The 21101-nt window shown below is 41.2% G+C and carries 11 protein-coding genes, 4 rRNA genes and 3 pseudogenes; 11 read left to right on the forward strand and 7 right to left on the reverse strand.

Annotation, left to right across the window (positions count from 1 at the left end; genetic code table 11):
• Positions 1 to 22: 22 nt before the first annotated feature.
• The 3 genes from dxs to P4S71_RS12790 all read right to left on the reverse strand — a co-directional run bounded on the left by dxs (position 23) and on the right by P4S71_RS12790 (position 3123).
• Complete coding sequence (gene dxs / locus P4S71_RS12780) at positions 23 to 1885, reverse strand: 1-deoxy-D-xylulose-5-phosphate synthase (RefSeq protein WP_337151625.1); 1863 nt, start codon at positions 1883 to 1885, stop codon at positions 23 to 25.
• Positions 1886 to 1990: 105 nt separating this feature from the next.
• Complete coding sequence (gene ispA / locus P4S71_RS12785; protein ID WP_337150801.1) at positions 1991 to 2878, reverse strand: (2E,6E)-farnesyl diphosphate synthase; 888 nt, start codon at positions 2876 to 2878, stop codon at positions 1991 to 1993.
• A gap of 2 nt (positions 2879 to 2880) precedes the next feature.
• The gene (locus P4S71_RS12790; RefSeq protein ID WP_008137959.1) at positions 2881 to 3123 is read right to left on the reverse strand and encodes an exodeoxyribonuclease VII small subunit; all 243 of its coding nucleotides are present in this window, start codon (positions 3121 to 3123) and stop codon (positions 2881 to 2883) included.
• A gap of 321 nt (positions 3124 to 3444) precedes the next feature.
• Between P4S71_RS12790 and pomA the strand changes: the two genes are divergently transcribed.
• The 4 genes and pseudogenes from pomA (at position 3445) to P4S71_RS12810 (ending at position 7775) form a co-directional block, all read left to right on the forward strand.
• Positions 3445 to 4212, forward strand: a complete 768-nt coding sequence (pomA, locus tag P4S71_RS12795; protein ID WP_007377461.1) for a flagellar motor protein PomA — start codon at positions 3445 to 3447, stop codon at positions 4210 to 4212.
• 2 nt (positions 4213 to 4214) lie between these two features.
• On the forward strand, positions 4215 to 5135 hold the full coding sequence (locus P4S71_RS12800; RefSeq protein ID WP_007377460.1) for a flagellar motor protein MotB: 921 nt from the start codon (positions 4215 to 4217) through the stop codon (positions 5133 to 5135).
• A 142-nt stretch (positions 5136 to 5277) separates the two neighbouring features.
• On the forward strand, positions 5278 to 5754 hold the full coding sequence (locus P4S71_RS12805) for a hypothetical protein (protein ID WP_337150802.1): 477 nt from the start codon (positions 5278 to 5280) through the stop codon (positions 5752 to 5754).
• A gap of 80 nt (positions 5755 to 5834) precedes the next feature.
• Positions 5835 to 7775 (forward strand): annotated as a pseudogene (locus P4S71_RS12810) (DNA topoisomerase III).
• A gap of 67 nt (positions 7776 to 7842) precedes the next feature.
• Here the strand turns inward: P4S71_RS12810 and P4S71_RS12815 are convergent.
• Positions 7843 to 9152 (reverse strand): annotated as a pseudogene (locus P4S71_RS12815) (M20 metallopeptidase family protein).
• A gap of 111 nt (positions 9153 to 9263) precedes the next feature.
• On the opposite strand from P4S71_RS12815, the gene P4S71_RS12820 reads away from it, so the two are divergent.
• The 6 genes from P4S71_RS12820 to glsB all read left to right on the forward strand — a co-directional run bounded on the left by P4S71_RS12820 (position 9264) and on the right by glsB (position 17036).
• On the forward strand, positions 9264 to 10121 hold the full coding sequence (locus P4S71_RS12820; RefSeq protein WP_337119916.1) for a tetratricopeptide repeat protein: 858 nt from the start codon (positions 9264 to 9266) through the stop codon (positions 10119 to 10121).
• 670 nt (positions 10122 to 10791) lie between these two features.
• Positions 10792 to 12327: ribosomal RNA gene (locus P4S71_RS12825) — 16S ribosomal RNA — on the forward strand.
• 298 nt (positions 12328 to 12625) lie between these two features.
• Positions 12626 to 15516, forward strand: a 23S ribosomal RNA gene (locus tag P4S71_RS12830).
• A gap of 150 nt (positions 15517 to 15666) precedes the next feature.
• Positions 15667 to 15781 (forward strand): 5S ribosomal RNA (gene rrf, locus P4S71_RS12835).
• 62 nt (positions 15782 to 15843) lie between these two features.
• Positions 15844 to 15958: ribosomal RNA gene (rrf, locus tag P4S71_RS12840) — 5S ribosomal RNA — on the forward strand.
• Together the 16S, 23S and 5S rRNA genes form the textbook arrangement of a ribosomal RNA operon.
• A gap of 154 nt (positions 15959 to 16112) precedes the next feature.
• The gene (gene glsB / locus P4S71_RS12845) at positions 16113 to 17036 is read left to right on the forward strand and encodes a glutaminase B (RefSeq protein ID WP_096792570.1); all 924 of its coding nucleotides are present in this window, start codon (positions 16113 to 16115) and stop codon (positions 17034 to 17036) included.
• A 37-nt stretch (positions 17037 to 17073) separates the two neighbouring features.
• Here the strand turns inward: glsB and P4S71_RS12850 are convergent, their stop codons facing one another.
• On the reverse strand, positions 17074 to 18378 hold the full coding sequence (locus P4S71_RS12850) for an inosine/guanosine kinase (protein ID WP_337119918.1): 1305 nt from the start codon (positions 18376 to 18378) through the stop codon (positions 17074 to 17076).
• Between the two features lie 178 nt (positions 18379 to 18556).
• Between P4S71_RS12850 and tadA the strand changes: the two genes are divergently transcribed.
• Positions 18557 to 19063, forward strand: a complete 507-nt coding sequence (gene tadA, locus P4S71_RS12855) for a tRNA adenosine(34) deaminase TadA (RefSeq protein WP_007378794.1) — start codon at positions 18557 to 18559, stop codon at positions 19061 to 19063.
• Here tadA and P4S71_RS12860 read toward each other — a convergent pair.
• Both P4S71_RS12860 and mltF read right to left on the reverse strand, forming a co-directional pair.
• On the reverse strand, positions 19060 to 19227 hold the full coding sequence (locus P4S71_RS12860) for a hypothetical protein (RefSeq protein WP_007378795.1): 168 nt from the start codon (positions 19225 to 19227) through the stop codon (positions 19060 to 19062). The two genes, tadA and P4S71_RS12860, sit on opposite strands and share 4 nt — an antisense overlap.
• A gap of 138 nt (positions 19228 to 19365) precedes the next feature.
• Positions 19366 to 20891 (reverse strand): annotated as a pseudogene (gene mltF, locus P4S71_RS12865) (membrane-bound lytic murein transglycosylase MltF).
• Positions 20892 to 21101: the final 210 nt, after the last annotated feature.

Here is a 21101-nt window from a genome sequence, read left to right on the forward strand (position 1 = left end):
TCTACATTTAAATGTATAGAAGTTAATTAATAAACGTTTTAATCGCGGTTAGTATTCCTTGCTCGCCTAATCCCATTTCATCGTGCATTTCATCTTGCGTGCCGTGTTTAATAAACTCATCAGGAATACCTAAGTTAAGGATATTAATATCAGCTTTTTGCGTTGCGAGGTATTCGTTAACTGCAGAGCCGGCACCGCCAGCAATCGCGTTATCTTCAAGCGTAACAATTACATCGTGGCTAGTAGCAAGCTCATTTAAAAGTGCAGTATCAAGTGGTTTAATAAAACGCATATTAACAAGCGTTGCATCTAATTCGTTAGCTGCAAGCTGTGCGTTTTCAAGTAATGTACCGAATGATAAAATGGCAATCTTTCTGCCTTCTTTAACCGTATTTGCTTTGCCTATTTCAAGCAATTGCATAGTGCTTTCAATGTCTGCAGTACCTGCGCTACCTCGAGGGTAACGAACTGCAACAGGGCAGTTTGCTTTATAACCGGTGTATAGCATTTGGCGACACTCGTTAGTATCGCTTGGTGCCATAATGACCATATTTGGAATACAGCGCATAAAGCTTAAATCGTACGCACCTTGGTGAGTTTCACCATCGGCTCCAACAATGCCTGCCCGGTCAATGGCAAATAATACAGGTAAATTTTGCAGTGCAACATCATGTATTAATTGGTCATATGCACGTTGTAAAAAGCTTGAGTAAATAGCCACAACAGGCTTTAAACCTTCACAGGCAAAACCAGCAGCTAAAGTAACAGCATGCTGCTCTGCAATGGCCACATCAAAATACTGGTCAGGGAATTCTTTAGAAAAACGCACCATACCTGAGCCTTCGCGCATTGCTGGCGTAATCGCCATTAAATTGCTGTCTTGCTCTGCCATATCGCATAACCAATCGCCAAATACTTTTGAAAAAGTAGCTGCACTAGGTTTAGATTTAGGTAAGCTAGTTGTGCTTGGGTCAAATTTTGGTACGCCATGATAGCCAATCGGATCGGCTTCAGCTGGTTTATAACCCTTACCTTTTTGCGTTTTTATATGTAAAAGTTGCGGACCTTTTAAATTACGCATATTACGTAATGTATCTACAAGCATGTTTACATCGTGACCATCAATTGGGCCGATGTAATTTAGGCCTAATTCTTCAAAGAAGGTACCTGGGATCATCATGCCTTTAATATGCTCTTCCATTTTACTGGCAAGTTGCTTTACCGGAGGCACGCCTGAGAGTAACTTTTTGCTACCTTCACGAATGTTAGTGTAAAAGCTACCTGATAAAATTCGGGCAAAGTGATTTGTTAAGGCGCCAACATTTTCAGAAATCGACATTTCGTTATCATTTAAAATAATAAGCATGTCTGATTTTACATCACCTAAATGATTCATCGCTTCAAATGCCATGCCTGCGGTTATTGCTCCGTCACCAATAATTGCTACAGATTTTCGACCTTTGCCTTCTTTTTGGGCGGCAATAGACATACCTAAGGCAGCTGAAATAGAGGTGCTTGAATGACCTACGCTAAACGTATCGTATTGGCTTTCATCGCGAAAAGGAAAAGGGTGTAAACCGTCTTTTTGGCGAATAGTGTGCATTTGGTCGCGGCGACCTGTAAGGATTTTATGTGGATAAGCTTGATGACCCACATCCCAAACTAGGCGATCGTCTGGAGTGTTATAAACATAATGCAGCGCAACGGTTAGTTCAACCGTCCCTAAACCAGACGCTAGATGACCGCTACTTTGCGATACTGAGTTGAGTAAATAATCGCGCAGCTCATTGCTAAATGCAGGGAGTTTATCTTGCGCTAAATCACGCAATTGGGCTGGCTCGTCAACCAAATTAAGTAATGGATACTTGCTACTATCAAGTGTCATGGTTTTATATATATCCTTCGCTAACATTAATTAATCCAAAGCTTTTACGAATAATTAATGTTGAGTAATAATGTCAGTGTTAATTGCAATACGTATGAGTAATAATTAGTGGTCACGCTCAATTAGGTAATTTGCCAGCGATGCAAGAAGTGTGGTGTCTGCATCTATATTTGCCAACGCTTCATGGGCTTGTTGTATTAAGTTTTGTGCCTTTTCTTTAGCGCCTAGCATACCTAATAACGCAGGGTATGTCGCTTTATTCGCGGCAATATCGGAGCCTTGTGGTTTACCTAAAGTAACCGTATCGCCTTCAACATCTAAAATGTCGTCGTGTACTTGAAATGCAAGCCCTATAGCATACCCAAAAACGCTTAAGTTTTCTAAGGTTTGTTCATCAACATTTTCGCTGCACAGTGCACCAAGTGTAATTGCGCAATTAATAAGTGCGCCAGTTTTTAGCTTATGTATTCGCTCAAGTTCTTGTACTGTAATTATTTTATCAGTGGCTGCAATATCTAAACCTTGACCTGAAACCATTCCTTCAAGGCCTGATGCGTGGGCGAGTGTCGCTATCATTTTTACCTGTGTTTGAGCTGAGCAGTTAAAACTATGTTTAGCAATTAGTTCAAAAGCTAAAGTTTGAAGAGCATCGCCGGCTAAAATTGCTTGGGCTTCACCATAAACTATATGACAAGTTGGTCGACCACGACGCAGATCGTCGTCATCCATAGCAGGTAAGTCATCATGTATTAGCGAGTAACTGTGTATGCATTCAATAGCTGCTGCTAATATATCTAAATCTTTTTTGTCTGCCCCTAATATTTTGCCTGTTGCGTAGACTAAAAATGGGCGCAGCCTTTTTCCACCATTAAACAAACTGTAATGAGTTGCTTCTTTTATTGCTCTATCACTATCAAGTGCTTGTTCAAAATAAAGGTTTAGTGCTGATGCAACGTCTATTTGAGCACGCTCAATATGTTCTTTAATGCTCACCGCTATTCCATATCATTATCAAAGTTTGTAAGTACTGATTTATCGCCATTACCCATTAAAATAGATACCTTTTGTTCTGCTTGCTTGAGTTTACCAGATGAAGCGTTAGCTAGAGCAATACCGCGTTCAAACTGCTTCAATGACTGCTCAAGCGATAAATCACCTTGTTCCATATCACTAACAATTATTGATAATTCTTCTAGTGCTTGTTCGAAACTTAAGTTTTCAGGTTTTTTAGTCGCCATCTTATTTCAGCTTACTTGATAAATTTAGGAGCCAATTTTAGGGGGAATGCTAAACTAGGTCAAAGAATGATATGTTTTTTCTTCTATTACGGCTAAATGTTACTTTATGTGGATTAATAAAGCCTTAATTACGGTCATACTGATATCATTTAAATGATTAATCGTTATATTAACATTGTAACTTTGTTTAAAAATAATCCTGAAATTGTTTTTTATGTTTATTTTCATATATGACTCAAGCAATTTAGCATGTTGCCGATAAGCAGTTAATAATAAAAGTTTTACAATAAGGCCTTAGTGCATGAAACCTCTGGAGGTAATGTGGATTTAGCAACCATAATAGGGATCCTTGGCGCAATTGGCTTAATTGTCATGTCCATGTTTATGAGTAGTAGTGGTGAAATGGCCATGTTTTACAATACCCCTTCAGTGGTAATTGTATTTGGTGGCTCTATATTTATAGTTTTATCTAATTACACCATGGGACAATTTTTTGGGATAGGTAAAGTTGCCGCTAAAGCTTTTATGTTTAAAATTGAATCGCCGGAAGAGTTAATTGAAAAAGCGGTTGAACTTGCAGATTCAGCTCGAAAGGGCGGTTTTCTGGCGCTTGAGGAAGCTGAAATACCAAATCAATTTATGCGTAAAGGTGTAGATATGCTAGTTGATGGTCACGATGCTGACGTTGTTAGAGCGACCTTACAAAAAGATATCACTTTAACTTCAACACGACATGAAATGGGCGCAGGCTTATTTAAAGCGATGGCCGATATTGCTCCTGCAATGGGTATGATTGGTACGCTTATTGGTTTAGTTGCTATGTTATCGAATATGGACGATCCAAAATCAATTGGTCCTTCAATGGCTGTTGCACTATTAACTACCTTATACGGTGCCTTTTTAGCAAACGTAGTGGCTATCCCTATTCAAGTTAAATTGGAACTTCGTAAAGACGAAGAGGCGATGAATCAACGTTTGATTTTAGATGCAGTTTTAGGTATCCAAGATGGTCAAAATCCAAAAGTGATTGAAGGTATTTTGAAGAACTACTTAGCTGAATCAAAACGTAAAGTTGATACTGAGGAGTAACCATGTCTGAGCAAGAGTGTAAATGTCCACCTCCTGGTTTACCTGCTTGGATGGGAACCTTTGCCGACTTAATGTCTTTACTGATGTGCTTTTTTGTACTCTTGCTTGCGTTTTCAGAAATGGATGTACTTAAGTTTAAACAAATTGCGGGCTCTATGAAGTTTGCTTTTGGTGTGCAGAATAAAATTGAAGTAAAAGATATCCCTAAAGGTACCTCTGTTATTGCTATGGAGTTTACCCCAGGCAAACCAGAACCCACTCCAATAGAAACTATTCAACAACAAACAGTAGAAATGACTCAGCAAATGCTTGAATTTCAAGCCGGTGATGAAAGTTCAGCTGGCGGCAGGCAAGAACAACGAGGTGATAAACGTGGTGGTGAGTCTCGGAGCACTTCGCAAGAAAAATCATCAGAGCAGGCTATTTCAGCAGCGGATCAAGAACAAACAAACGAGCTTGTTAAAAAAATCGCGCAGCAGCTTGAAAAGCAGATTATTGATGGTGCAATAGAGCTTGAGTCTTTAGGGCAGCAAATAATTATTCGTATTAGAGAAAACGGTTCCTTTCCTTCAGGTAGTGCATTTTTACAACCTAAGTTTAAACCTATAATTCAAGATATCGGTGTTCTTTTAAAAGATGTGCCAGGAGAGATTACAGTTTCAGGGCATACCGATGATTTTCAGGTATCGAATGAACTGTATGTTAATAATTGGGATTTATCATCTAAACGTGCTGTGGCTGTTGCAAGTGAATTACAAAAAGTACAAGGCTTTGACAAAACTCGGATGATGGTTGTTGGGCGAGCTGAAACAAGACCACTTGTACCAAATGATACAGATGAAGACCGCCGAAGAAATCGTCGTGTCGAGATTTCTATTTTGCAAGGTAAAGCAAAAGAGTCAGCACCTATTGATGTTAGGTAGTACCGCTTGGCAAAGCAGTTTTTTAACTTAAGATAATAAATCTTAACAAATGTAATGGAGTACCCATGAATAAAAAATATAAGTATAGCGATATGCCAGGAAATGGTAGTGGCGGAGATGATGATAAGACGAAAGAATAACAATGCCTTTATGGGTTGATAAGGTAATTGCACTTCTTGAACTTAGCTGGGTTTTATTTTTAATCCCAGCTATTTTTATTTTCTATTTGCGTAAAGATTTTTTAGCATTACGATTTGTATGTGTTACAGGTGTATTTTTCTTATTTGGTGCACTTATATACGATTCTTTAAGAGAGTTTGATAAAGATATTTATGTATATAGATATCTTGTCTGGGCATTTAATGACGTTGCTTGGATGGCTTTAATTGCTTATCTTGGGATAAAAGACAAGGTTTACTTATGGCAATGTGTGTTAGGTCAGTTGGTTGTTATCACAGCGCCAATTTTACAACTTTTTCGCGTTGTTGATCGCCACCTTTGGGATTTATCTTATAGCACGCTAATGTATAAAACGCTTTTACCTTTAATTAATACGGGCACCATAGTGGTGTGCTATCTTCCGCTGATTTATTTAGTGATAAAAATAATAAAGTTATAACCAGTAATGGTTATAAAAAAGCCCCTCCTTTAAAATAGCTGTGCTAAACTACTGTTCATATAAACAGTGGTGAGCAAGCTATGAAACTCTACATTGCAGAAAAACCTTCACTTGGACGCGCTATTGCTGATGCGTTACCAAAACCACATAAAAAACACGATGGCTATATAGAAGTTGCTAACGGTGATTGTGTCTCGTGGTGTATTGGGCATTTACTAGAACAAGCAGAGCCTGATGATTATGATGAGCGCTTTAAAAAGTGGCAGTTTGATCACTTACCTATAATACCTGAGCAGTGGAAGTTAAAAGCCAAAACCAAAACTCGCAAACAGCTCACTGTTTTAAAAAAATTAATTAAACAAGCTTCGCAACTTATTCACGCTGGCGATCCAGACCGCGAAGGCCAGCTTCTGGTCGACCAAGTAATAGAAGAAGCTAAAATAAGTCAGGCTAAAAAGCAAAGTACGCAACGTTTACTCATTAGTGATTTAAACTTGTCGGCGGTAAAGAAATCATTGGGCGCAATGCGTTCTAATCGAGATTTTATTCCGTTAAGTGTATCTGCTTTAGCGCGCTCTCGTGCGGATTGGTTATTTGGTATGAATTTAACGCGTGCATATACATTAGCTGGGCAAAAAGCAGGATTTGGTAATGTGCTTTCGGTAGGGCGGGTTCAAACCCCTATTTTAGGTCTTGTTGTTAATAGAGATAACGAAATAGCTAATTTTGTATCTAAGCCTTTTTACGATGTATTGGCGCATTTGTTTACTCCAGATAATCAACCATTCATAGCTAAGTGGGTTCCAAGCAAAGCATGTGAGCCACATCAAGATGAAGAAGGGCGAATACTTAACAAAGCTCTTGCAGGAAATGTTGCTTCACGCATTACAAAGCAAAGTGCTGAGCTTACTTCACTCGACCAAAAACAAAAAAAGCAAAGTGCTCCATTGCCTTATAATTTATCTGCTCTGCAAATAGATGCAGCTAAAGCATTTGGAATGCCAGCTCAAAAAGTATTGGATATTTGCCAAATACTTTACGAACGTCATAAATTAATAACTTACCCACGCTCAGATAATCGTTATTTACCCAAAGATCACCATCAAGAAGCATCTGCTATTTTTAAGGCAATAAGTGCTAATGGGGGGCAAAGCAGTGAATTAGTAAACGGGGCTGATGTAAAAAAGCGTAGTAAATGTTTTAACGATTCAAAAGTAGCAGCCCATCATGCCATTGTGCCTACGGCTAAGCAGTTAAAGTCAGCGAGTTTGAGCGGTGACGAAGCAAAGGTATATCAATTAATAAGCCGTCATTACTTAATTCAGTTTTATCCCGACTATATATATAACGAAACTAAAGCTGAGGTAATTATTGCTGGTGGGCTTTTTAAGGCAAATGCAAAGCAAGATGTAAGCTTGGGTTTTAAGGTGTTAATGGGTAAATCTGAATTAAAAGATGAAGCCTCGCTACCTCCTTTAACAAAAGGTATGCCTCTTTTTTGCGATAAAGGCGAAGTAGTCGAAAAGCATACATCACCCCCTACTTATTTTACCGATGCTACATTATTGGCTGCGATGACCGGTATTAGTCGTTATGTTAAAGATCCACAAATTAAAAAAGTATTAAAAGACACCGATGGTTTAGGTACGGAGGCAACACGTGCGGGAATAATCGAGTTGCTATTCAAGCGGCGCTTTTAAAACGTGAAGGTAAGTCAATTAGAGCGACCGAAACGGGACTTGCTCTAATTAGCGTATTACCACAAGGTTTAGCGAGTCCTGATTTAACCGCAAAAGTGGGAGTCGAGCTTAGGTGATATTGCACAGCAGGCAATGAGTTATCAGCAATTTTTACAGCCTTTACTTGCTGACCTAAATGGGTTTGTTCAATTAGCAGCAAGCTGCGATAGCAATGCATTTGCGAAGTTACCAAAAACCTCACCTAAAAAACGTTTTGCTAAACGAGGTGGAAAAGCGACCTTTAAAAAGTCGAGTTATAAAAAAAGCTCTGTTGCTAGTTAGCAACAGAGCCATTTTATTAAACCATATTGCTTAATGTTGAATTGGTATTACTTAACCTAAACTCAGGTTACTTATTAAATAAGGCAACAGCAGCGTTACTCATTGCTTTTATTCCAGTAGGAATAGCAATTTTATAATCTGGTGCAAATTTACTAGAGTGTAGGGAAGGAGTACCTCACCTGTTTTTATCGAATCTGCATATTGTGCTTGGTTTACGCCTCCTAGCCAAAAAAGGGTAATAGGGATATTTTCATCGGTGCGTCCGTATAGGCCAAAATCTTCACCCGCCATTACAGCTTGTGTTTCAAGTACATTAGTATCGCCAATTGCGCTGGCAATAGAGTTTCTAACAATATCTGTTTGTGCAGGGTTATTATAAGTAGATGGAATAGATTCATCTTCATGTACATATACTACAGGGTAGTTTGATTCATCCAATCCAGCACTTTGTGCTATCCCAGCTGTAATACGTTTGATAGCAGCTATTTGAGCGCTTCTTACATTTGGGTTATAGCTTCTGAGGGTGAGTTGTAGTTTTACTTCATCCGAAATCACATTATGTTTTGAACCGCCATGAATAGACCCCACTGTAATAACAGAAGGCTCAAGCGGTGAAAGCTCTCGGCTTGTGATTGTTTGTAGAGCAAGTACAGTGCGTGCAGCTATAACCACTGGGTCAATAGTTGTATGCGGATAAGCACCATGACCACCTTTACCTTTTATTGTAATATCGACAGAATCTACACTTGCCATAGTGTATTCATTTTTCATTGATACCTTACCAGCGGGGACGCTAGCGCTTACATGTAAAGCAATTATATGATCAGGTTTTGCATATTTACTAAATAGTCCTTCGCTTAACATGGCTTTAGCACCCCCACCAACTTCTTCGGCAGGCTGTGCAACCATCATCAAAGTGCCTTTCCATTGATCTTTGTGTACTATTAATTGCTCAGCAGTACCAATAAAAGAGCTCATGTGAATATCGTGGCCACAACCGTGCATTACACCTACTTTCGCACCATGCTCGTCTATTACTTTAACTTTTGAGGCATAGGACTTTCCTGTCTGCTCTATAATAGGTAAGCCATCGGTGTCAGTGCGGATCATCACGGTTGGACCGTTTCCGTTTTTGTAAATGCCGACAACACCAAAGCCACCTACATTACTTGTTACTTTAAAACCCAGCTGAGTTAATTTATCCGCTATTTTATTACCCGTTTTTTGTTCGTGATAAGAAAGCTCTGGCGATTGGTGTAAATCGAGGTAAAACTTTTCTATAGCTGGCATGGCTTTGCTTAAATTCAAATCGAGTCCATTTGCCTGTACAAATGGACTTGCTAATAAAAGTGCTGCACTTAGGTAAGTTAATTTCATGTTTTCCCTCATTGTTGAATATGTATACCGAGTGATTTAGGTATAAGACTTGTAATTATTATGTTCACCACCATATAAAAACCTAAATAGATGAATATGGCAATCAATTCAATGAGCAACATAGTTAGTATTAATGCGCAAAACCTTCAACAAGTACTCGGTGAAACATCACAGCAAAAATTAGTGTTGCTTAACTTTTTCTCTCCTCAAAGTCCTGACTGCATTGGACAAGCTGCGATTTTAGATAAAGTAGCGGCTGAATATGCAAGCCATATAGTAGTAGCAAACCTAGATTGCGATGCAGAGCAAGCACTCGCTTCTCAACTTGCGCAACAAGTTGGTCTTCAAACACTGCCTACGCTTGTATTATTAAAAGACTCTGCACCAGTAGATTTACTTGCAGGTGTTCAAAGCGAAGTACAAATACGCGAAGCCCTAGCAAAGCATTTACCTGCGCAACAAGACTTACTGTTAGAACAAGCAAAGCAAGCGTTATTAAAGTCAGATTTAAATGCTGCATTTAATTATGCAAAGCAAGCTTATGAAATAGACAGCGGTAATGCACGTATCAAGTTAGTGCTAGCAGACATATGTATTCAAATTCACAAGGTAGATGAAGCGCAAGCGCTTATAAATACAATAGATGCACAAGAGCAAGATGCTTACTTTAATAATATAAAAGCAAAATGCGAAGCCGCGCTTGAAGCAAAAGATTCACCAGAGATTAAAGAAAAGCAACAACAAGTAGAAAAGTATCCAAATGACTTAGAATTAAAAGAAGAGCTCAGTATTTTACTTAATGAAGCAGGCAGAAAAGAAGAAGCATTGGATGTACTGTTTACAGTTCTACAAAAAGATCTGAACTTCAACGAAGCAAAACCAAGCTTTTTAGCCATTATTGCCTCTTTACCTGATGGCGACGCACTCGCAGCTAAGTATCGCCGCAAGTTATATAGTATTTTATACTAGATTCTAATAACTATTACTTTTAAGAAGCACCTACATAAGGTGCTTTTTGCATTTTTAAGGTTTTAATTAATAGCTTTAGTATGGTTTAGCTATGTAAAAACAAGAGTTATCAACAGGGTTTTGTGGGTAACTTGTGTTTATCGTGTGCGCTTGCTTGGGGCTTAATTTTAATTACTATTTTATGCAAATAACGCTTGCGTAAAATCCGCCGCTCCCTATAATGCGACCCCATTGAGACGGGAAAGGCCAACGCATAGCGAGGCAGGAACTACTTAGAGAGTTAAATAAAACTTCGGTTTTAAATCTTCTAAAAAGAAAGTTTAAAACAAAGTATTGACTCGAAAAATAAAGGGTGTATTATTCGCATCCCTTGAGACGCTAAAGCGACTCAAAACGTTCTTTAACAATATAAAGCAATCATCTGTGTGGGCACTCGTACAGATTGAGTTCTAACAGCCAAACTACTTATTCTTTATGGGTAATTAGCGAGGCAAACAAATTAGAGTCTCAATTGAAAACTGAGTGACCATATGTTATTAAAAGATTCAGCCTTGAGCTGTTTTGATTTCACTTTTTTAAAAGTGAAAATAATAACGCACAGTCAATTCGTTTTTGGCAACAAAAACAAAAATTCAGAATTCATTGAGCTGTCGAAAGACATAAAACTTTTTAATTGAAGAGTTTGATCATGGCTCAGATTGAACGCTGGCGGCAGGCCTAACACATGCAAGTCGAGCGGTAACAGAGAGTAGCTTGCTACTTTGCTGACGAGCGGCGGACGGGTGAGTAATGCTTGGGAACATGCCTTGAGGTGGGGGACAACAGTTGGAAACGACTGCTAATACCGCATAATGTCTACGGACCAAAGGGGGCTTCGGCTCTCGCCTTTAGATTGGCCCAAGTGGGATTAGCTAGTTGGTGAGGTAATGGCTCACCAAGGCGACGATCCCTAGCTGGTTTGAGAGGATGATCAGCCACACTGGGACTGAGACACGGCCCAGACTCCTACGGGAGGCAGCAGTGGGGAATATTGCACAATGGGCGCAAGCCTGATGCAGCCATGCCGCGTGTGTGAAGAAGGCCTTCGGGTTGTAAAGCACTTTCAGTCAGGAGGAAAGGTTAGTAGTTAATACCTGCTAGCTGTGACGTTACTGACAGAAGAAGCACCGGCTAACTCCGTGCCAGCAGCCGCGGTAATACGGAGGGTGCGAGCGTTAATCGGAATTACTGGGCGTAAAGCGTACGCAGGCGGTTTGTTAAGCGAGATGTGAAAGCCCCGGGCTCAACCTGGGAACTGCATTTCGAACTGGCAAACTAGAGTGTGATAGAGGGTGGTAGAATTTCAGGTGTAGCGGTGAAATGCGTAGAGATCTGAAGGAATACCGATGGCGAAGGCAGCCACCTGGGTCAACACTGACGCTCATGTACGAAAGCGTGGGGAGCAAACGGGATTAGATACCCCGGTAGTCCACGCCGTAAACGATGTCTACTAGAAGCTCGGAGCCTCGGTTCTGTTTTTCAAAGCTAACGCATTAAGTAGACCGCCTGGGGAGTACGGCCGCAAGGTTAAAACTCAAATGAATTGACGGGGGCCCGCACAAGCGGTGGAGCATGTGGTTTAATTCGATGCAACGCGAAGAACCTTACCTACACTTGACATACAGAGAACTTACTAGAGATAGTTTGGTGCCTTCGGGAACTCTGATACAGGTGCTGCATGGCTGTCGTCAGCTCGTGTTGTGAGATGTTGGGTTAAGTCCCGCAACGAGCGCAACCCCTATCCTTAGTTGCTAGCAGGTAATGCTGAGAACTCTAAGGAGACTGCCGGTGATAAACCGGAGGAAGGTGGGGACGACGTCAAGTCATCATGGCCCTTACGTGTAGGGCTACACACGTGCTACAATGGCGCATACAGAGTGCTGCGAACCTGCGAAGGTAAGCGAATCACTTAAAGTGCGTCGTAGTCCGGATTGGAGTCTGCAACTCGACTCCATGAAGTCGGAATCGCTAGTAATCGCGTATCAGAATGACGCGGTGAATACGTTCCCGGGCCTTGTACACACCGCCCGTCACACCATGGGAGTGGGTTGCTCCAGAAGTAGATAGTCTAACCCTCGGGAGGACGTTTACCACGGAGTGATTCATGACTGGGGTGAAGTCGTAACAAGGTAGCCCTAGGGGAACCTGGGGCTGGATCACCTCCTTATACGATTTAGAACTTATTTGTTCGTAGTGTCCACACAGATGATTGTTAATTAGTGCTTGTCCTTCGGGATAACTAATTAATATGCTCTTTAAAAATTTGGAAAAGCTGATAATAAAATTCTGATGAATACATTGTATTTATCAAGAGTTTTCAAAAGTAAAAAAACAATGGTAGCAGTACCATTGAGTGCCATTTAGTTAACTCTTATGAGTTGATTGATTGGTATCTACTTTAGTATTCAATATTGACTTCTGGCGAAGTTAAACTGTCACAAAACAAAGACCCGTTTGGGTTGTATGGTTAAGTGACTAAGCGTACACGGTGGATGCCTTGGCAGTTGGAGGCGATGAAGGACGTATTAACTTGCGATAAGCCTAGTCAAGCTAGTAAAAAGCGCTTGAGACTAGGATTTCCGAATGGGGAAACCCACCTGCTTGCAGGTATCGTTAACTGAATACATAGGTTAACGAGGCGAACGCGGAGAACTGAAACATCTAAGTACCCGTAGGAAAAGAAATCAACCGAGATTCCGAAAGTAGCGGCGAGCGAAATCGGAACAGCCCTTAAGCTTATTATGTGTTAATGGAAGGCTGCTGGAAAGTGCCACGATACAGGGTGATAGTCCCGTACATGAAAAGACATTTTAAGTGAAATCGAGTAGGTCGGAGCACGTGAAACTTTGACTGAATATAGGTGGACCATCATCTAAGGCTAAATACTCCCAACTGACCGATAGTGAACCAGTACCGTGAGGGAAAGGCGAAAAGAACCCCTGTGAGGGGAGTGAAATAGAACCTGAAACCGTGTACGTACAAGCAGTAGGAGCCCACTTGTTGGGTGACTGCGTACCTTTTGTATAATGGGTCAGCGACTTATATTTTGTAGCGAGGTTAACCGAATAGGGTAGCCGTAGGGAAACCGAGTCTTAACTGGGCGAATAGTTGCAAGGTATAGACCCGAAACCCGGTGATCTAGCCATGGGCAGGTTGAAGGTTGAGTAACATCAACTGGAGGACCGAACCCACTAACGTTGAAAAGTTAGGGGATGACCTGTGGCTAGGAGTGAAAGGCTAATCAAACCGGGAGATAGCTGGTTCTCCCCGAAATCTATTTAGGTAGAGCCTCGGACGAATACTTACGGGGGTAGAGCACTGTTAAGGCTAGGGGGTCATCCCGACTTACCAACCCTTTGCAAACTCCGAATACCGTAAAGTAATATCCGGGAGACACACGGCGGGTGCTAACGTCCGTCGTGAAGAGGGAAACAACCCAGACCGCCAGCTAAGGTCCCAAAGTCATAGTTAAGTGGGAAACGATGTGGAAAGGCCCAGACAGCCAGGAGGTTGGCTTAGAAGCAGCCATCCTTTAAAGAAAGCGTAATAGCTCACTGGTCGAGTCGGTCTGCGCGGAAGATGTAACGGGGCTAAACTATGCACCGAAGCTGCGGATTCAGAATTTATTCTGAGTGGTAGGGGAGCGTTCTGTAAGCGGTTGAAGGTGTACCGGGAGGTATGCTGGACGTATCAGAAGTGCGAATGCTGACATGAGTAACGATAATGGGAGTGAAAAACTCCCACGCCGGAAGACCAAGGGTTCCTATCCCATGTTAATCAGGGTAGGGTAAGTCGACCCCTAAGGCGAGGCCGAAAGGCGTAGTCGATGGGAAACAGATTAATATTTCTGTACTCGATATAATTGCGATGGGGGGACGGAGCAGGCTAAGCAAGCATAGCGTTGGTAGTCTATGTGAAAGTGAGTAGGGCGTTTGTTTAGGTAAATCCGGACGAACATTAAACCTGAGACACGAGACGAGTCACTACGGTGATGAAGTTGCTGATGCCATACTTCCAGGAAAAGCCTCTAAGCTTCAGATTATATGGAATCGTACCCCAAACCGACACAGGTGGTCAGGTAGAGAATACTAAGGCGCTTGAGAGAACTCGGGTGAAGGAACTAGGCAAAATCGTACCGTAACTTCGGGAGAAGGTACGCTCCTATCTGTGATGAGACTTGCTCTCTAAGCGGACGGGAGCCGCAGTGACCAGGTGGCTGGGACTGTTTATTAAAAACACAGCACTGTGCAAAATCGCAAGATGACGTATACGGTGTGACACCTGCCCGGTGCCGGAAGGTTAATTGATGGGGTTATCCTTAGGGAGAAGCTCTTGATCGAAGCCCCGGTAAACGGCGGCCGTAACTATAACGGTCCTAAGGTAGCGAAATTCCTTGTCGGGTAAGTTCCGACCTGCACGAATGGTGTAACCATGGCCACGCTGTCTCCACCCGAGACTCAGTGAAATTGAAATCGCAGTGAAGATGCTGTGTACCCGCGGCTAGACGGAAAGACCCCGTGAACCTTTACTACAGCTTGGCACTGAACATTGAACCTACATGTGTAGGATAGGTGGGAGACTTTGAAGATGAGACGCTAGTTTTGTTGGAGTCAACCTTGAAATACCACCCTTGTAGTTTTGATGTTCTAACGTTGGCCCCTGAATCGGGGTTACGGACAGTGCCTGGTGGGTAGTTTGACTGGGGCGGTCTCCTCCTAAAGAGTAACGGAGGAGCACGAAGGTTGGCTAAGTACGGTCGGACATCGTACGGTTAGTGTAATGGTAGAAGCCAGCTTAACTGCGAGACAGACACGTCGAGCAGGTACGAAAGTAGGTCATAGTGATCCGGTGGTTCTGAATGGAAGGGCCATCGCTCAACGGATAAAAGGTACTCCGGGGATAACAGGCTGATACCGCCCAAGAGTTCATATCGACGGCGGTGTTTGGCACCTCGATGTCGGCTCATCACATCCTGGGGCTGAAGTCGGTCCCAAGGGTATGGCTGTTCGCCATTTAAAGTGGTACGCGAGCTGGGTTTAGAACGTCGTGAGACAGTTCGGTCCCTATCTGCCGTGGGCGTTTGAGAATTGAGAGGGGTTGCTCCTAGTACGAGAGGACCGGAGTGAACGAACCGCTGGTGTTCGGGTTGTCATGCCAATGGCATTGCCCGGTAGCTACGTTCGGAACTGATAAGCGCTGAAAGCATCTAAGCGCGAAGCAGGCCTCGAGATGAGTTCTCACTAGACTTTTAAAGTCTCTGAAGGGCCGTTGAAGACTACAACGTTGATAGGCAAGATGTGGAAGTGGTGTGAGCCATTAAGCTAACTTGTACTAATTACCCGTGAGGCTTAACCATACAACGCCAAACGCGTTTTATGTGATAGTGAAGCAAGCGAAGAAGTTAATATGGCTAAAGTAGACATTACTTAGAAAGACTTAAAAAATATTATCAGATATTTTCCAAATTCAGTTAGTGCGCAGAAATACGTATTAACGCCCAAATTTGCTTGGTGACAATAGCGTTTTGGACCCACCTGACTCCATGCCGAACTCAGTAGTGAAACGAAACAGCGCCGATGATAGTGTAGCATTTGCTATGTGAAAGTAGGACATTACCAGGCTTCAAATTCAGTCGAAGGACTTTAACCTTAATAATTAAAATAAGAAAATTGAAAAGAATTTTCTTGGTGACAATAGCGTTTTGGACCCACCTGATTCCATGCCGAACTCAGTAGTGAAACGAAACAGCGCCGATGATAGTGTAGCATTTGCTATGTGAAAGTAGGACATTACCAGGATTTAATTAAGAGAAACCCGTTACAGCAATGTGACGGGTTTTTTGCTTTTTAAAATTAAGAAAAACATCCCCTTTAAATTCAACAACAAAACTAGTTGCGTCTATTCGCGCGTGCTAAAATCCAATTTTTATGAATGATGATATAGAGGTCTAGTTTGCCTACAGCTGATTATCAAAAGGTGCTTGATGAAATAGCACATGAAGTACGCCCTTTATTATCACAAGGAAAAGTAGCTGATTATATACCGGCCCTAGCAGAGGTCGATCCTGAGCAATTTTCTATTGCTATTTATACAGCTGATGGTGAGACTGTGTGTGCGGGGGATTGCTCCCAACGTTTTACTATTCAATCAGTTTCTAAAGTTATGACACTTACTATGGCACTGCAACGTTATGGTGATGAGCTTTGGCATCGAGTTGGAAAGGAACCTTCAGGGACTGCCTTTAACTCGCTTACACAGCTTGAGTTTGAAAAAGGGATTCCTCGTAACCCTTTCATAAATGCAGGCGCAATTGTAACGTGTGATGCGTTGTACAGCCGCTTATCTGCACCAATGCACTCTATGCTCGAGACCTTTAGGTTGTTAGCTGGTAATAGAGGGATAGTGATTGATAAAAAAGTTGCTAATTCTGAGTATGAATTTAGGCATCGTAATGCTGCTATGGCACATTTAATGAAGTCGTTTGGTAATTTTGAAAATGAAGTTGATGATGTTTTGTGGGCTTACTTTAATTTTTGTTCTATTGAGCTTAACTGTATTGAATTGGCTAAAGCTTATAATTTTTTAGCAAATAAAGGTGTTGATAATAGTTCAGGTCATCGTGTTTTAAGTAGCCGTCAAAACAAGCAGCTAAATTCGCTTTTATTTACGAGTGGTTTATATGATGCTGCGGGGGATTTTGGTTACAGAGTTGGTATGCCTGGTAAGTCAGGGGTATCGGGAACTATTTTAGCCGTGTTACCAAATAAGTTTACTGTGGCTGTTTATTCTCCGGGGCTTAATTCGTTTGGTAATTCGGTTGCAGGAGTTGCGGCGCTGGAACTACTATCTAAAAAGCTCGATATTTCTATTTTTTAGCTAAACGAAAGGGAGCAATAATTGCTCCCACCGTTATCTATTGTTCCCAATAAACTTGTTCTAAGCAGTCTTCGCGTTCTGGTAAACCACGAGATAAACGTGGAGAGTGCTGAACTAATACTTCATAGCTAGCTCGGTTAGCATATTTACTAATTTGCGATAATGATGAGTAAGTAATCGCTTGTTGCTGATGCTTAGCAGAGTTTGCCACGTTAAGTTTATGGTAAACATTCGCTGATAAATCATGTAGCACAGCGGCTAACGCACAATCGCCTGCACCATTGGTGTTTTTGATTGAGTCAGGTCCACCCATAAATGGGGCTGTATGGCTATATGCTCTGATAGGCTCATCGCATTCTGTTTTGCGCATAGCACGTGAAAATTCATATCGGTTAAAATCAGGTATTGCACCTGGTAATAACGGGTATTCGGTTTCGCGCTTTAAATTTTCGTCAACGTAGCCGGCCATAAATAAGCCTTTTTCGCCAGCAGTACAAATGACTAAGTCAACCCAATCAAGTGCTTTATCAGCAGCTAGTAGTGGGTCTTCAAAGCCCGTAATAGCTAACCCTTCTTCTTCGTTCATGGCAAGAATATCAACATGCTTTTCAACAAAGTTTGCCCACCAGGTCGGGTCTTGTTCAATTAAGAATTTAGTTCCGAGTGTAAGAACAACTGGCACACCTGCATCATTAGCGTATTTTACCGCTTGCATAGTCGCTTCAGTCATTGTTTCACTACCTTGCGTACGCATGAGGTAGGCACTGATCACTAATGCTGATGAATTTTCAATAAGGTTTTTATCGATAGATTCAGGACGTAAGTGATTCATTAGGCCCGCACTTATTGCAAAAGTACGCTCACCGGTTTCATCAATTAATGTAAAACAACGACCTATAGGCCCATCTACTGGTTGAAGATAGTTTAAATCTACACGGCTTGAGGTATTACATAAAAAGCGGTAAGCATAGCTACCTATTTTTATATTTTCGCTCATTACGCCTAATAAAACTGAGCGATCATCTGCAAGTACAGAGTAGTTGTGCATAGTGTTACCAATGGTCCCACCGGCAAACTCAAAATCAACCATATCGTTTAATTTTAAACGATCGTATAAGGCGTTTGTTATGTCGCTATCAATAACTTGCGACATACCTCTACGTAGTTGAAATTCGTCAAGGAAAGCTTGATCAACTTTTGCCTCTATATCAACAACGATCTGATCGATACCCGTAATATAACTACGTTGTAATCGCTCTGTTGCGTTAAGTTGATTGGTAAGTGGATCTTTGGCTTCCACTGGAAAATAATGTTTATGCCTGCGGCGTCCAGGAAATTTCATTTGCTACCCGTGTTGTGAGCTAAATAAAAAAAGCGTGAGATTATAGCGTAAATCAGCACGAGTGAGCCATTACAAACGGGTAAATATTGTTTTATTTTTACAATAAAGTAATGAATGACGCACTTTAGAGTGCTAACTAGGTATAATCACAGCATAAAAAGTTATTTAAGTAGAAAGAATGAACGAGCCATTTGATGATTCCTACTGGATGGAGCAAGCGCTTTTGTATGCAAAGCAGGCAGAGTTGCTTGATGAAATCCCTGTAGGAGCGATTGTAGTAAAAGATAACCAGCTAATTTCAGTAGGGTACAACCGTTCAATAACCGATAACGACCCATCTGCCCATGCCGAAATGATCGCAGTACGAGAAGCAGGAAAAGTGCTTAACAACTATCGTTTAATAGATTGTACACTGTACGTAACATTAGAGCCTTGTTCTATGTGTGCAGGAATGTTGGTGCATAGCAGAATAAAGCGTTTAGTATTTGGTGCAGCCGACGAAAAAACAGGGTCTGCTGGTTCAATTATGAACTTATTACAAGAACCGAGGTTAAACCATCAAGTTGAAGTGTGTGGTGGTGTTTTAGCACAGCAGTGTGGCAATACTATTTCAGATTTTTTTAAACGTAGAAGAGCACAAATTAAAGCAGCTAAAAAAGCTGCTCGTGATGCGACTAATCTTTAATTAGTCGCAGGGGATATTTCTGACTCTACCATTTGCTGCATAGCAAACATTCGGCGACGCCAGATAATCTTTTTGTGCAGTTTGCGCAACATAACACGACGACGTGTGGCCGTTGAATAAATTACATTACGTTTTAATCTTTGTGTGCGTCTACGTTTTAGCATGTTTTCTCCTAATGCAAGAGTGAGAAAGGCACGAGGTATATCTTATAAATTAATGATATACAATTAACACACATTAGTGATCATTTGATGACAAGTAAACAGATATTTAATTTACTTAAATTTCGCTTATAGATATGGTCAAAAATAAACACCTAAATTAATCTTAGTTATTTTTTTACTTGACAGCTCGGGCTCAATTATAGGTAGTTGCTTTTGTATTTGAGCTTCACTTGCCTCAATTTTTATCTCACTTGTTACGTTTAGCTTTGGCTCGATTACAGTGCTTAGCTCTACGATTGATTCAGGTTTTTCTGTAATAGCATTATTTTCATCTAGCCAAACAAGTGCATCGTAATAGCGACGAATATTATCAACATATTTAACCGCTACATCGCCACGCGCATAACCATAGCGGGTTTTACGGTAATAGCGCTTTTTAATTAACAGTGGTAAGCGTTTTTTTACATCAGCCCATTTATCAGGGCTTGCGCCTTGCTGTTCGGTAATTATACGTGCGTCATTAACGTGTCCCCAACCTACATTGTAGGCCGCTAATGCAAGCCATGTTCTATCGGGTTGCGGGATTCTGTCGGGAATACGCTTAATAAGCTTACTTAGATACTTACCGCCACCGCGAATGTTTTGCTCTGGCTCTAATCGGTTAGTAACACCCACTTGTTTTGCTGTACTGCGGGTTAACATCATAATACCGCGAACGCCTGTTGGCGATTTAGCGCGAGGATTCCACATAGATTCTTGATAACTAAGCGCTGCTAGTAAACGCCAATCAAGACTACCTGCATATTGTTCAAACCACGGTTGGTATGTTGGTAGAGTTTCTTTTATCGCTTCTATATAAGCTAGGGTATTTACATAGTTAAATTGGCGTACATGCCCAAAGTATTTTTCTTCAAGTACGTAAAGTTGATTACTTTGTTTTATATCACCAAAAAAAGGTACAAGTAGAGCATATAAAGAGTCGTCTTTAGATTTGTTGAGTATCCATGCGATTGGGTCGTTATGGGTAACTGAAAAGCCAATACTTAAATTAGGGTGATACCGACGAAACAGCGACAAGGTATGTGTATCGGCAAGGGTGTAATCTATCTCACCGTCAATAACTGCTTGAAGTAACTCTTCTTCGTCAAACTCTTCGCTTTCGGTCCAAGTGAGTTCAGGATTGTTTTTTTTCATTTTTTGTAAAGTAAGCGAATGGCTACTTTTAGCTATAACGGTAAAGTTACCATCTAAATCATCAAAATCACGTGGGCGAACGCGCCCTTGTTTATAAACTAGCTTTTGGCTAATTGTGCGATAAGTTGGGCCATAGCGATATTGCTCTGCACGGGTTTTATTGTAGGTAAGTCCTGAGGCAATTAAGTCTAAATCCCCTTTTCAAGGCGTTCAAACATGTCAGATAAGTTAAAGAAAGGGACTATTTCAAGCTCTACACCTAAATAATCAGCAAAGGCTTGAGATAACTCATATTCAAAACCTTGCTCTCCTTGTACTGCTTGATAATAATTACTGGCACTCGCAAGCGTACCCACACGTATTTTGTTTTGCTCTTTTATTTGGGCGAGTTGAGTTGGCTGTTCTTGCATATCACATGCGCATAACAGCATAACTAAAGTAATGATTATTATTAGTTTTTCTTTGAACATTGAGTGCCCCTTAAACTCGCCAGCCACCGTTATAGCAAAACTAAGCCATCACGTCACTTTACCTTTTATTTTATTAACCAAAAGAGGCTATAAATAAAGCTAAAAAGTTAATTTTATGAAAAGCGTAATTTTGAGTTAAATCTGAATGCTAATTGGACTATAATGCGTGCCTAAAATATCGTTCAATCCCTAACCCCGGATGAAATTACC

This window comes from Pseudoalteromonas sp. B62, from assembly GCF_037162565.1.
Lineage (GTDB): Bacteria > Pseudomonadota > Gammaproteobacteria > Enterobacterales > Alteromonadaceae > Pseudoalteromonas > Pseudoalteromonas fuliginea.

Coding starts and splice junctions, on each gene's coding strand:
- tadA (WP_007378794.1), top strand. CDS start 18,557: ATGAACGAGCCATTTGATGATTCCTACTGGATGGAGCAAGCGCTTTTG.
- P4S71_RS12820 (WP_337119916.1), top strand. CDS start 9,264: ATGAGCAACATAGTTAGTATTAATGCGCAAAACCTTCAACAAGTACTC.
- P4S71_RS12805 (WP_337150802.1), top strand. CDS start 5,278: ATGCCTTTATGGGTTGATAAGGTAATTGCACTTCTTGAACTTAGCTGG.
- P4S71_RS12850 (WP_337119918.1), bottom strand. CDS start 18,378: ATGAAATTTCCTGGACGCCGCAGGCATAAACATTATTTTCCAGTGGAA.
- dxs (WP_337151625.1), bottom strand. CDS start 1,885: ATGACACTTGATAGTAGCAAGTATCCATTACTTAATTTGGTTGACGAG.
- P4S71_RS12790 (WP_008137959.1), bottom strand. CDS start 3,123: ATGGCGACTAAAAAACCTGAAAACTTAAGTTTCGAACAAGCACTAGAA.
- P4S71_RS12800 (WP_007377460.1), top strand. CDS start 4,215: ATGTCTGAGCAAGAGTGTAAATGTCCACCTCCTGGTTTACCTGCTTGG.
- P4S71_RS12860 (WP_007378795.1), bottom strand. CDS start 19,227: ATGCTAAAACGTAGACGCACACAAAGATTAAAACGTAATGTAATTTAT.